This window comes from Pseudonocardia wallangbongensis (assembly GCF_054486945.1).
Genome location: NZ_JBRERS010000001.1, coordinates 1075204 through 1087234, shown reverse-complemented (window position 1 = coordinate 1087234; position 12031 = coordinate 1075204). Strand labels below are relative to the sequence as shown.

12 protein-coding genes are annotated in these 12031 nt (G+C 72.0%); 9 read left to right on the top strand and 3 right to left on the bottom strand.

The genetic code is table 11. From position 1 onward, the window contains the following. Nucleotides 1-32: 32 nt before the first annotated feature. The 4 genes from ACU436_RS05105 (at nucleotide 33) to ACU436_RS05090 (ending at nucleotide 3353) form a co-directional block, all read left to right on the top strand. Nucleotides 33-617, top strand: coding sequence for a TetR/AcrR family transcriptional regulator (locus tag ACU436_RS05105; protein ID WP_459022105.1), 585 nt, complete (start codon nucleotides 33-35; stop codon nucleotides 615-617). A gap of 98 nt (nucleotides 618-715) precedes the next feature. Then, on the top strand, nucleotides 716-1882 hold the full coding sequence (locus tag ACU436_RS05100) for an LLM class flavin-dependent oxidoreductase (RefSeq protein WP_459022104.1): 1167 nt from the start codon (nucleotides 716-718) through the stop codon (nucleotides 1880-1882). A 169-nt stretch (nucleotides 1883-2051) separates the two neighbouring features. Next, the gene (locus ACU436_RS05095; RefSeq protein ID WP_459022102.1) at nucleotides 2052-2228 is read left to right on the top strand and encodes an FCD domain-containing protein; all 177 of its coding nucleotides are present in this window, start codon (nucleotides 2052-2054) and stop codon (nucleotides 2226-2228) included. A 102-nt stretch (nucleotides 2229-2330) separates the two neighbouring features. Next, a complete protein-coding gene (locus ACU436_RS05090; RefSeq protein WP_459022100.1) occupies nucleotides 2331-3353 on the top strand; it encodes a heme-binding protein in 1023 nt (340 codons plus the stop codon). 12 nt (nucleotides 3354-3365) lie between these two features. On the opposite strand, the gene ACU436_RS05085 is transcribed toward ACU436_RS05090, so the two are convergent. Beyond that, nucleotides 3366-4193, bottom strand: a complete 828-nt coding sequence (locus ACU436_RS05085; protein WP_459022099.1) for an SAM-dependent methyltransferase — start codon at nucleotides 4191-4193, stop codon at nucleotides 3366-3368. Between the two features lie 127 nt (nucleotides 4194-4320). Here ACU436_RS05085 and ACU436_RS05080 point away from each other — a divergent pair, with 127 nt between their 5' ends. Both ACU436_RS05080 and ACU436_RS05075 read left to right on the top strand, forming a co-directional pair. Then, the gene (locus ACU436_RS05080) at nucleotides 4321-5499 is read left to right on the top strand and encodes a substrate-binding domain-containing protein (protein ID WP_459022098.1); all 1179 of its coding nucleotides are present in this window, start codon (nucleotides 4321-4323) and stop codon (nucleotides 5497-5499) included. A gap of 288 nt (nucleotides 5500-5787) precedes the next feature. Next, the gene (locus tag ACU436_RS05075) at nucleotides 5788-7152 is read left to right on the top strand and encodes a cryptochrome/photolyase family protein (RefSeq protein WP_459022097.1); all 1365 of its coding nucleotides are present in this window, start codon (nucleotides 5788-5790) and stop codon (nucleotides 7150-7152) included. Nucleotides 7153-7155: 3 nt separating this feature from the next. Here ACU436_RS05075 and ACU436_RS05070 read toward each other — a convergent pair whose 3' ends face one another. Next, on the bottom strand, nucleotides 7156-8277 hold the full coding sequence (locus tag ACU436_RS05070) for a PQQ-dependent sugar dehydrogenase (RefSeq protein ID WP_459022096.1): 1122 nt from the start codon (nucleotides 8275-8277) through the stop codon (nucleotides 7156-7158). Then, complete coding sequence (locus ACU436_RS05065; protein WP_459022095.1) at nucleotides 8277-9014, bottom strand: SDR family oxidoreductase; 738 nt, start codon at nucleotides 9012-9014, stop codon at nucleotides 8277-8279. The genes ACU436_RS05070 and ACU436_RS05065 overlap by 1 nt, the downstream gene beginning before the upstream one ends. Before the next feature lie 87 nt (nucleotides 9015-9101). On the opposite strand from ACU436_RS05065, the gene ACU436_RS05060 reads away from it, so the two are divergent. From ACU436_RS05060 to ACU436_RS05050, 3 genes are all read left to right on the top strand, one after another. After that, nucleotides 9102-9707 carry a TetR-like C-terminal domain-containing protein gene (locus tag ACU436_RS05060; protein ID WP_459022093.1) on the top strand — a complete coding sequence of 202 codons (606 nt, stop codon included), beginning with the start codon at nucleotides 9102-9104 and terminating at the stop codon, nucleotides 9705-9707. Nucleotides 9708-9798: 91 nt separating this feature from the next. Then, the gene (locus ACU436_RS05055; RefSeq protein ID WP_459022092.1) at nucleotides 9799-10209 is read left to right on the top strand and encodes a hypothetical protein; all 411 of its coding nucleotides are present in this window, start codon (nucleotides 9799-9801) and stop codon (nucleotides 10207-10209) included. A gap of 126 nt (nucleotides 10210-10335) precedes the next feature. Further along, nucleotides 10336-11967: an ABC transporter substrate-binding protein gene (locus ACU436_RS05050; protein ID WP_459022090.1), complete on the top strand. Its 1632-nt coding sequence runs from the start codon at nucleotides 10336-10338 to the stop codon at nucleotides 11965-11967. Nucleotides 11968-12031: the final 64 nt, after the last annotated feature.

Here is a 12031-nt window from a genome sequence, read left to right as displayed (position 1 = left end):
ATTTTCGGAGTAACTACGAGTACTGTGACGGCGTGACGGAGACACAGGCACCGGGTCGGCGGGAGCGGAAGAAGGCCGCCACCCGCCGGGCCCTGGCCGCCGCGGCCCGGCAGCTCTTCCTCGAGCGGGGGTTCGACGAGGTCACCGTCGCCGAGGTCGCCGAAGCCGCGGACACGGCGGTCTCCACGCTGTTCGCGCACTTCCCCGGCGGGAAGGAGGCGTTGGTCCTCGGCGACGGGGACGAACGTGAGCGGGCCCTGACGGCCGCGGTCCGGCAGCGCCCGGCCGGGGTCTCCGTCCTGCAGGCCCTGCGGGACTTCCTCGCCACCCGGGGCCCGTTCGACCCCGATCCCGAGCCGGAAGCACGCCGGATCGCGGCACTGGTGGTCGCCACACCGGGTCTCCGGGCCCACGCCAGGTCACTGTGGACCGGCTGCGAAGCCACGCTCGCCCGGGTCGTCGCCGAGCAGGCCGGCCGGGACGCCGACGACTTGTCCCTTCGCCTGCTGGCCCGTTACGTCCTGGAGATCCCCGATCTCGCCGGAACGGAACGGGACCCGACCGCCGCCCTGGACGCCGCCTTCTCCCACCTCCGGCTCGGCTGGCCGGACCTGTGACTCCACCTGGACGTCGCCGTCGACGGGATTCAAGATGGGTGAGTGGGGGATGCGCTGACTGCGCGGCGTTCCGGGGATGATCAGCAAGGGAGCTGAGCATGGCATTGAGGTTCGGTACGTTCATGGCCCCGTTCCACTGCCCGGTGGGCCAGGACCCCACCTACGCGATCGAGCGTGACCTCGCGGTGATCCGGCACATGGACATGCTCGGCTTCGACGAGGCGTGGATCGGCGAGCACCACTCGTGCGGCCACGAGCTCATCCCCGACCCGTTCATCTTCATCGCCTACGCGGCGCCGCAGACCCGGCACATCAAGCTCGGCACGGGTGTCGTGTCGCTGCCGTACCACAACCCGCTGTGGGTCGCGGACCGCGCGCTGTTCACCGACCGGCTGCTGCGCGGGCGGTTCATGCTCGGGCTCGGCCCGGGCGCGCTCCCCGTCGACGCGACGATGATCGGCATCTCGCTGGAGGAGCAGCGCGGCGCGTTCGAGGAGGACGTCGACGTCCTCATGGCGATCCTGCGGGGCGAGGCGGTCACCCACGAGACGCCGCGCTACCGCCTGCACGACGCGCGGACCCAGTACGCGCCCTACAGCGACTTCGACATCGCCGTCGCCGCCATCGCCAGCCCGACCGGTCCGCGGGTGGCGTCGAAGAACGGCTTGCACCTGCTGTCGGTCGGCGCCACCGCGCCGGCGGGTGGCTTCGACGCCCTCGCCCTGCACTGGGACGTGATGGCGGAGCGGGCGCCGCAGTTCGGGCACACGCCCGACCGCACCGGTTGGCGCCTCTGCGGCCCCATGCACCTGGCCGAGACGAAGGAGCAGGCGATCGAGGACGTGCGCCACGGCCTCGACGCGTGGTGCGACTACACGCAGAAGGTCCTCGCCGCGCCGCACTTCCGCGCTGCGGGCGCGACGTTCGAGGAGCGGGTCGCCTGGGTCAACGAGACCGGACTCGGGGTGATCGGCACGCCGGACGAGGCCGTCGCACAGGTCGAGCGGCTGGAGAAGCAGTCCGGTGGCTTCGGCTCCTACCTGCTGATCCACCACGAGTGGGCGCGGCACGCGGCCACCCTGAAGAGCTACGAGCTGTTCGCCGACCACGTGAAGCCGCGCTTCCAGGGGAGCGCCGCGCGCCTGCAGCAGGCCTCCGACTACGCCGTCTCCCGCTGGGCCGAGCTCGACCAGCGCCAGGGCGCCGCCATCCAGGCCGCGACCGACCGGCATGCCAAGGAGCGCGCCGAGGCCGGCAACGCCTGATCCTGGGCGCCCCTACGAGCGGGCCGCACCCGAACCGGGCAGGAACCGCCCCTCGCGGTCGCCGACGGGCGATCCGTCGGCCGCGACGAGCCGGCCCCGCAGGTAGGTGCGCACCACGCGCCCGGTCACCGGGCGCCCGTCGTACGGTGTCCAGCCCGCCGCGGGCTACGTGGCCGTCTCCCTGGACGCGCGCCCCCAGCAGGTCGAGGAAGCCAACACGGAGCACCAGGGGATGCTCGAGATCTACCGCAGGCGGGACGGGGACGCGGCCGTCGAGCTGACCGTGCAGCACCTGCGCTCGACCCTGGCGGTGATCGAGCAGGCCCACACCAAGGGGCTGCTCTGAGCAGGCATTAGGCCGTGCGGCGGAAGCGGTCTTCGTCTCAACGTATCAGGACCGCGGGCCTCGCCATCGTCACTTCCACAGCCATCACGGAAGGACGCGTCGATGTCACAGCCAGTGTCCACCGAGCAGATCGCCCGGCTGCGGGGCGAGGGCCGCCGCGTCGAGCCGGCCGTCACCGGTGACCCGGCCCTCGGACCGTTCGCACTGCTGCCCGGCACCTGGAGGAACGAGCCGGACCTGGAAGGTCGCGGCTGGAACATGATCGCGCTGCCGTTCGCGCAGCCCAGCGGGAGCCCGTTCCGGCCGAACTACCGGCTGCTGGTCAACCGGTACAACGAGGCCCTCAACTTCTTCCTCGTGGACAAGGCGGTCCCCAACCGCGGCATCACGAACGTGGACGGGGTGACGTCGAACACCGACCAGACCGTCGTGACCCTGGACTACGAGCAGGGCATCAAGCAGACGGTGGCCGACGACTTCCCGCGGAGTGGACTGGCCGGTGCCCCGGATCTCGCCATCCACCACGAGCCGGGCCTGTTCCTCAACATGCTCGACCGGACCGAGGGCGGCCCGAACATCGCCCGCCTGGCCACCATCCCGCACGGCGACGCCGCACTGGCCCTCGGCAACTCCGCGGTGGCCGACGGCCCGCCGAGCATCCCGGCCGTCAACGCCCTCCCCATCGGCGTCGACCAGGACATCGAGACCAACGGCTACCTCGCCCCCTACAAGCACTTCCACGACAACCCCTTCGAGGGGCTGTTCGACCCGACCGACCCGACGGCGCTCCTCGCCGCCGCCAACCAGGGCGTCGACATCGTCCGGACGACGAAGCTCGAGTTCGACACCACCGTGGCGTCGGGCGGGATCAACAACATCCCCTTCGTCGTCGCGCAGGCCAACGCGTCCGAGATGAAGGCGACGTTCTGGATCCAGGAGCTCGCGGAGACCGATCCCGCAGGCAACCCACGCCTGCGGCTGCAGTACGCGCAGGTCGTCCAGCTCGACTTCCTGCCCCGCGCCGACGGCGGCCCCGGGCGCGTCAAGTGGCCGCACGTCAGCATCAACACGCTGGAGAAGCAGGCCGACACCGTTCCGGAGAGGTCCTACCCGGTGATGCCGTAGGCAGCAGGCGCGCTACGGCTTCCGCGCGACCCCGCCGTACTGGTCGACCGGCGACGTGATCGGCTGCACGTTGCTGCCCGGGCCCTCGGCGGGGGTGGCGGCCCGCCACAACGAGACCGAGGTGAACCCCGGCTCGACCCACTCGAGCCCGTCGAAGAACGAGGCGATGGCCTCGGGGTCGCGGGCGTGGTAGTGCACGCCGTCGGTCTCGGCGTACGTCTGCTCGGCCTTCCGCCTCGCCTCGGTCAGGATCGCGTCGCAGATCACGACGTAGCTGCCCGGGGGCACCCGGGTGAGGATCTGCGTGACGAGCGAGCGGGCCTGGTCGGTGTCGTGCACGTGCCCGAGCACGCCCAGCATGAGCACGGCGACCGGTTCGCGGAAGTCGAGGATCTCCGCCGCGCCCCCCATCAGGCGCTCGACGTCGCGGATGTCGGCGTGCAGGTACTTGGTGACGCCCTCCGGCGTGCCGACGAGCAGCGCGCGGGCGTGCGCGAGCACCAGCGGGTCGTTGTCGACGTAGACGACCCGGGCGTCCGGGGCGACGCGTTGTGCGACCTCGTGGGTGTTGTCCGCGGTCGGTAGGCCGGTGCCGATGTCGAGGAACTGCCGGATCCCGGCGTCGCCGGCCAGGAACCGCACCACCCGCCCCAGGAACGCCCGTGACTCCCGCGCGTTCACCCTGATCTGCGGATAGACCTCGATCACGGCGTCGCCGGTATCCCGGTCGACGGCGTAGTTGTCCTTGCCGCCCAACCAGTAGTTCCAGACCCGCGCCGAGTGCGGGACGGTCGTGTCGATCCCGGTACCGGCGTCGGAGGTCGGCTTCTCGTCGGTCACGGACCCATCTTCGCGCCTCGTGCGGTTCGCCTCCACACGGGCATCTCGATCAGCCCGATGAGCCGGCGTTCACGCGATCGGTACATTCAGGAACTCTCTGTCGCCGATCCTCCAGGAGCGCTCCCACATGAGACGGACGATCGGCCTGCGGACCGCGGCTCTCGCCACCTGCCTCGCCGCCGCGCTCGTGCTCACTGCGTGTGCGGGCGGCGAGACGGCCCCGGCTCCCGCCCCATCTCCCGCCGACGCGGCCGCGCCGGCCGGTGGTCCGCTCGACCTCGGCGGGGCGTGCCCCGCGACCGTCGTGATGCAGCAGGACTGGTACCCCGAGGCCGAGTACGGCGGGATGTACAGCCTGGTCGGGCCGGACCGCACGATCGACGCCGACGCGAAGCGGGTGCGTGGTTCGCTGGTGGCGCAGGGCGTCGACACGGGTGTGGACATCGAGGTGCGCCCAGGCGGTTCGGCCATCGGTTTCCAGCCGGTGCCCGCCGTCATGCGGCTCGACGACAGCATCGTGCTCGGCGCCGTGTACTCGGACGTGGGGATCGCCGCGTCGGACGACCAACCGACCGTGGCGGTCGTCTCGCAGCTGACGACCAGCCCCGTGATGCTCATGTGGGACCCGGCGTCGCACCCGGGCGCGCAGACCCTGCGCGACGTGGCGGCGAGCGGCGTGCCCGTGGTGACGTCCGAGCCGGTCCTGTTCGCGCTGCTGCAGAAGCAGGGGATCATCGGGCCGGACCAGGTGGACAGCAGCTACGAGGGCACGCCGGCGCGGTTCGTGTCGGACCCGCGGATCATGCAGCAGGGCTACGTCACGAACGAGCCCTACGTCTACGGGCAGGAGATCGCCGAGTGGGGGCGGCCGGTGGGGTATCAGAAGCTGGCCGACTACGGCTACTCGGTGTACCCGTCGGCGTTGTCCGTGCGCGCGGACCGGCTGGAGCAGCTGCGGCCGTGCCTCACGAAGCTGGTGCCGATCATGCAGCGGGCGCAGTTGGACTATCTGGCCGATCCGGGTCCGACGAACGCGCTGATCGTCGAGCTCGCCGAGGCCTACCAGACGGGGTGGGCGTACTCGCCGGGTGTTGCCGACTACGCGGTGCAGGCGATGCGGGATCAGGGACTGGTGACCGATGACCCGGCCTCGGGGGTGTTCGGGCGGTTCGACCCGGCCCGCATGCAGCAGATCGTGTCGACTTTCGGCCCGATCCTGCAGGAGCAGGGGACGATCACGCAGATCCCGGACCCGGCATCCCTCTACACCAACGAGTTCATCGACCCGAGCATCAGCATGGGCTGACTCGCTGACGCGTCGCGTTTGTTGCGCACCCGTCCGGCAACCCTGCCCCGTGCCCACGCTCTGATCCCAAGGAGGCAGCGGTGATCGGCAACGAGCAGATCGACGTACGTGCGGGCGACGGGTTCTCACGGGGTGCGCGCGGTGCGTACCGGAACTTCCTGGGTCCCCGGCGCCCCTCGGAGATCTTCGCTACCGAGCGTGGGTGCCCGGACGCATCGGTCTGCGCGGACGATCTCGAACCACGGGCCGCCGAGCGCGACGGCGAACCGGTGTAGTGGGAACGGGCCCGTGGGAGATGTCGCCGTCGCCCTGTTCACCCGTGATCTACGGGTGCACGACAACCCGGTGCTGGTCGCGGCCGCCGCAGCGGCTGAGCGCGTCGTGCCGCTGTTCGTCGTCGACGACGGTGTGATCGGGAGCGGGTACGTCTGCCCGAACCGGGCGACGTTCCTCGCGCAGTGCCTGGAACAGCTGGATGCCGGGTTGCGGGATCGCGGCGGGCGGCTCGTGGTGCGCCGGGGAGCCGTCGTGGCGGAGGCGCGCCGGGTGGCGGCCGAGGTGGGTGCCCGGCAGGTGCACGTCGCGTCGGACGTCAGCGGCTTCGCCCAGCGCAGGCAGGACCTGCTCGAGGCCGGCCTCGCCGCCGACGGCCGGGAGCTCGTGGTGCACGAGGAGGTCACCACTGCGGTGGCCCCGGGCGCGCTGGTACCGGCCGGCCGCGACCACTTCGCGGTGTTCACCCCGTACTTCCGGCGGTGGTCACAGCGGTCGCTGCGGGAGCCGCTGCCCCCGCCGCGGCGGCTGCGGCAGCCGCGGATCCGGGGCGGCTCGCTACCGGCACCCGAGGAGCTCGCCGCCGGCGAGCGATCGCCGAACCTGCTGCCCGGTGGGGAACGGGAGGCCCGCGGGCGGCTGGAGGCCTGGACCGGCGAGGTGGACCGGTACGCCGACGACAACGACGCCCTCGCCACCGACGCGACGTCGCGGTTGTCGCCGTACCTGCACTTCGGATGCCTGTCCCCGGTCGAGGTCGTCCGGCGGGTCGGCCGCGGCTCGCCGGGCGCCGAGGCATTCGTGCGGCAGGTGGCGTGGCGCGACTTCCACCACCAGGTGCTCGCCGCCAACCCGCGGGCGTCCCGGGAGGACTACCGCGATCGCGGCGACCGGTGGCGGCACGACGAGCGCGAGCTCACGGCCTGGAAGGCCGGCCGGACCGGCTATCCGATCGTGGACGCCGGGATGCGGCAGCTGGCCGCCGAGGGGTGGATGCACAACCGCGCCCGGTTGGTCGTGGCCAGCTTCCTGACCAAGACGCTGTACCTGGACTGGCGGCTCGGTGCACGCCACTTCCTCGACCTGCTGATCGACGGCGACGTCGCGAACAACCAGCTGAACTGGCAGTGGGTGGCCGGTACGGGTACGGACACGCGGCCCAACCGGGTGCACAACCCGCTCGCGCAGGCGCGGCGCCACGACCCGCACGGCGACTACGTGCGCCGCTACGTGCCGGAGCTGGGCGACGTCGCAGGCTCCGCGGTGCACGAGCCCTGGAAGCTCCCGGACGACACCCGCCGGACGCTGGACTACCCGCCCCCGCTGGTCGATCTCGGTGCGGGCCTGCACAGGTTCCGGGCCGCCCGCGGCAAGGAATGACCTTCAGACGGGGTTCACCTCGACCCGCAGGATCCGGTCGTCGCCCGTGCGCGGCGCGGTGCCACCCCAGGTGGCGCGGTCGGTGTTCGACGTGACGACCCAGAGCGCTCCGTCGGGGGCGATCTCTACGGTGCGGATCCGGCCGAGCTCGCCGACGAGGTGGGCGATCGGCTCGGCGGTCGCGGCGCCGCCCTCGACGGGGAGCTGCCAGAGCCGCCGGCCGCCCAGCGCGCCGATCCACAGCGACCCCGCGGCGTAGGCGACGCCGGACGGGCTGGCCTCGTCGGGGTGGATGACGGCGATCGGGGCCTCGCCCGTCGAACCGGCGATGCCCTCGGTCTCGGGCCAGCCGTAGTCGGCGCCCGCGCGCAGCACGTTGACCTCGTCCCAGGTGCGGTGCCCGAGCTCGGACGCGTAGGGCGTGCCGTCGGGCCCGAACGCGATCCCCTGGACGTTGCGGTGGCCGCTCGAGTAGATCGGTGACGGCCCGGGGTTGTCCGCGGGCACGGAGCCGTCGACGGCGATGCGGAGGATCTTGCCGTTGAGCGAGTCGTCGGTGGCGGCGTTGTCGGGTTCGAAGGCGTCGCCCGTCCCGATCCAGAGGTGCCCGTCCGGCCCGATGACGATGCGACCGCCGTGGTGCCGGTCGGCGGTCCGGATGCCGTCGAGCAGCACCCGTGAGACGGCGAGGGAACCGTGGTCGTCGGAGATGGTGAGCGCGACGACGCGGTTGCGGTCCTCGCCGGAGACGGCGGCGTACACGGTGCGGTCGGTCGCGAAGCCGGGGGAGGCCACGATGCCGAGCAGCCCTCCCTCCGAGCTCACGTGCACCCCGGGGACGACACCGACCGTGCGCGGGGGGCCGCCCTCCGGCGGGATGCGCACGATCTCGCCGCTGATGCGCTCGGACACGAGCGCCGATCCGTCGGGGAGGAAGGTGAGCCCCCAGGGCGCCTCGAGGGCCGTCGCCATCTCGAGCGGCTCGCCGAGGGTCGCGACCGCCCCCGCCGGGCCGGAGCGCGACGGCGTCGCCGCGTCCGGTGCGCCGGAGCATCCGCCCAGCACGACGACGGCGACCGCGGCGACCGCTGTACGCAGGCCGATGGAGGTCCGCGGCCCGGTCATCACGCTGCCGCACCGTTGACGTGGAGAACCTGGCCGTTGACCCAGCGGGCGGGCCCCGCGAGGAACGCGACGATCTCGGCGATGTCCTCCGGGGTGCCGAGGCGTTCCATCGGGTTCATCGCCGCGATCCGGTCGATCACGTCCTGGGTCTTGCCCTCGAAGAACAGGGGTGTGGCGGTGGGGCCGGGCGCGATGGCGTTCACCGTGATGTCGCGGCCGCGCAGCTCGCGCGCGAGGATCAGCGTCAGGGCCTCGACCGCCCCCTTGGACGCGGCGTAGGCGCCGTAGCCCGGAATCTGCAGCCGGGTGACCGACGTGGAGAAGTTGATGATCGCGCCGCCGCTGCGCACCCGCCGGGCGGCGAGCTGGTCGACGACGAACGTCCCGCGGACGTTGGTGCGCTGGACGCGGTCGAAGGTGTCGAGGTCCATCTGCGCGACCGGTGCCAGCGGCATGATGCCCGCGGTGTGGACGACGACGTCGACGCCGCCGAGCTCGCGTTCCGCGACGTCGAAGACGGCGGCCATCTCGGTCTCGTCCGCGATGTCCCCGCCCGCGACGACCGCTCGGCCCCCGGCGCGGGTCACGGCGTCCGCGGTCTTCTCGGCGCGGTCCTTGCCGCCCGCGTAGTGCACGACGACGGCGAAGCCGCCGGCGCCCAGGCGCTCCGTGGCGGCCCTCCCGATGCCGCCCGATCCGCCGGTGACGAGCGCGACGCGCTCCGTGGTGGTCGTCATGGTGCGAACCCTCCCGCAAGATATGGACAGATCGTTCATATGTAAGACTACGCAGAAATGAACGGATCGTCCACAAGTGGGGGTGGCGTGTCAGAGGCCACAGCGGCGCGGCGGGGCAGGGGTCGCCGGCCCGCCGCGGAGGTACGCGCAGCCGTGCTCACGGCGGCCGGGGGCATCCTGCTGCGCGACGGGATGCAGGCGGTCACGTTCGATCGGGTGGCGGCGGAGGCGGGGGCCAGCAAGACGACGCTCTACAAGTGGTGGCCCTCGCCGGGCGCGCTGGCGGCCGAGGCGTACTTCGCCCAGAGCCGGCGGGTGCTGGACTTCCCCGACACCGGTGACGTGCGGGCCGACCTGATCACCCAGCTGGCCGCGTTCGTCCGGTGGCTGAAGGTGGAGGGCGCGGAGAAGCCGGTGTCCGAGATCGTCGGCGCGGCGCAGATGGACCCGAGCCTCGCGGTTGCGTGGTCGGAGCGCTACGCGCTGCCCCGCCGCGAGCTCGCCCGGGAACGCCTGCGCGTGGCCCAGCGGGAGGGCCAGCTGCGCGAGGACGCCGACCTCGACATCGTCGTGGACCACCTGTGGGGTGCGTGCTACCACCGCCTGCTCGTCCTCAAGGTGCCCTTCGACGAGTCGATCGCCGAGCGGCTGGTCGACCAGGCCCTGTACGGCGTCGCGCCGCGAGGAGCGTGACCCCGCGCGTGGTCACGGCAACGGTGCCGTCGGCGACTGCGGTGGGGACCGGGACGTGAGCGACACCGCCGTCGCGACCCCACTGACGGCCGTGAGGCCGACTGCGGCGAGCAGCGCGCGGCGCCCGACCGGATGCGGGCTGTTCGGCGCCGAGGTCGGGACGCCCGATCCGGGCAGCGGGGCGGGCCACGACGGTGTCGGCGGCGGCCCGGAGCACCGCGATGTCGGGAGCCGGCGGGAGCAGTGCGGCGAGCGGCGCGGGCAGCCACCCCGCATCCGGCGAGCCGAGGCGCGGCTCGAGCGACGCACCGAGCTCCGCGGCGGTGGGCCGGTCGGCCGCCCGCTTGGCCAGGCAGGCGGCGACCACCTCGCCCAGCGGTCCGTCCACCCCGTGCAGGTCGGGTGGATCGTCGACGATGCGGCGCAGCAGCACCATGCCCGGGCCAGGTCATCGACGAGACATTCGGCGTATTGCGCAGCTGCCGCGCTGCTGATGCAGTGAGCCGTTGATCTGCAACGGACAATCGGTTCCGGCCCGGCTTCCCACCAGCAATGCCGACGAATGCACACCTGAGGCCTCCGCGACCGGCATGTGACTCGCAGCCACTGACAAAGGAGTTGGTGCGAAATGAGTGGGACGTCTGCGCGGGGTCGGTCGAGGACGTTCGCCGTCGCCGCGGCCGGGCTCGCCGCCCTGCTGGTGGCCGGGTGCGGAGCGGCGCCCGGCATGGACCAGGCGCCCGGCGGCGAGAGCGTCATCCGCACCACCAACCCGTACGGCGGGGATCCGGCCTCCGAAGGCACGCCGAAGAGCGGCGGGGTGCTCGTCATGGGCACCGACCGGGAGGCCGCCGGATTCGACACGACCGTCCAGAACACCAACCAGGCGGCGACGGCGGTCTACGACTCGCTGCTCAAGCTCGACGACGGCAAGCCCGAGCCCTACATGGCCGAGTCGATGGAGTCGCCCGACGGGGGACGGACCTGGCTCCTCGGCCTGCGCGCCGGCGTGCGCTTCTCCGACGGCACGCCGCTGGACGCCCAGGCCGTCATCGTCAACGTGCAGCGGCACATCGACAAGGCCTCCTCGCCCGGACACCGGTTCACCGAGCCGATCGAGGCGATGCGCGCGGTCGACCCGCTGACCGTCGAGTTCCGGCTGAACCAGCCGTTCGGGCAGTTCCCGGCGGCGTTCGCCGCGAACTTCACCGGCGGCTCGCTCGGCATGATCATCTCCCCGGCCGCGCTGGAGCAGTGGGGTGACGACATCGCGATGCACCCCGTGGGCGCGGGCCCGTTCATGCTGACCGACTGGGTGCGGGACTCCCGGATGCAGCTCACGCGCAACCCGGACTACTGGCAGTCCGGCCTGCCTCGGCTGGACGGGCTCGAGTTCCGCCCGCTGCCCGACACCGAGACCCGGTACGCGTCCCTGGAGAACGGCGACGTCGACCTGATCTTCGGCGGGTACCACACCGAGCTGCTCCGCGGGGCCGAGAACCCCAACCTGCGCGTCTACTACGGATCCGGTCACGGTGCGGAGTGGAGCTTCTTCAACTTCCAGCGGCCGCCGTTCGACGACCGCCGGATGCGCGAGGCATTCATCCGCGCGATCGACCGCGACGCGCTCGGGGCCACGCAGTACCGCGGCCAGTGGGAGCCGGCGAACGGCTACTTCGGGAACGACAGCGAGTACAACACGCCGGAGGCGACCGCGGCGTGGCCGACCTACGACCCGGACCGGGCTCGCCAGCTCGTGCAGGAGTACGTGGCCGACGGCGGGAGCGCCACGGTCGAGTACAAGACGACGAACGCGCCCAACCGCGTGGCGTTCGCGGAGTTCCTGCAGGCACAGATGGCGGCGGTCGGGATCACGCTCAAGCCGTTGTTCTACGACCTGGCGCAGTACTCCTCGCAGGTCGTGCTGAGCGGTGACTTCCAGGTCGGGGGCAACGTCGGCGGCCCGGTCGACGCGCCGTACCCGGCCGCGTCGAACGTGTTCCACACCGGCGGCAGCCAGAACTACGGCGACTACTCCAACCCCGAGGTGGACGCCGCGCTCGACCAGGCGGCCGCGAGCCTGGACGAGGCCGAGCGCACCCGGCTCTACCAGCGGGTGCAGTTGCTGACCAACCAGGACCTCGTGGAGAGCTACTACAGCCGCGGGTACCTCTCGACGGTGGCGAAGCCGGAGGTCAAGGGCGTGGTCCGGTACCTGACCCGCGACATGTTCTTCGCCACGACCTGGCTCGACCGCTGACCGGTAAACATCGGACGAATCTTCGGCGAATGCACGTCGACGGAGCACGCCGCCGCCGGAGAAT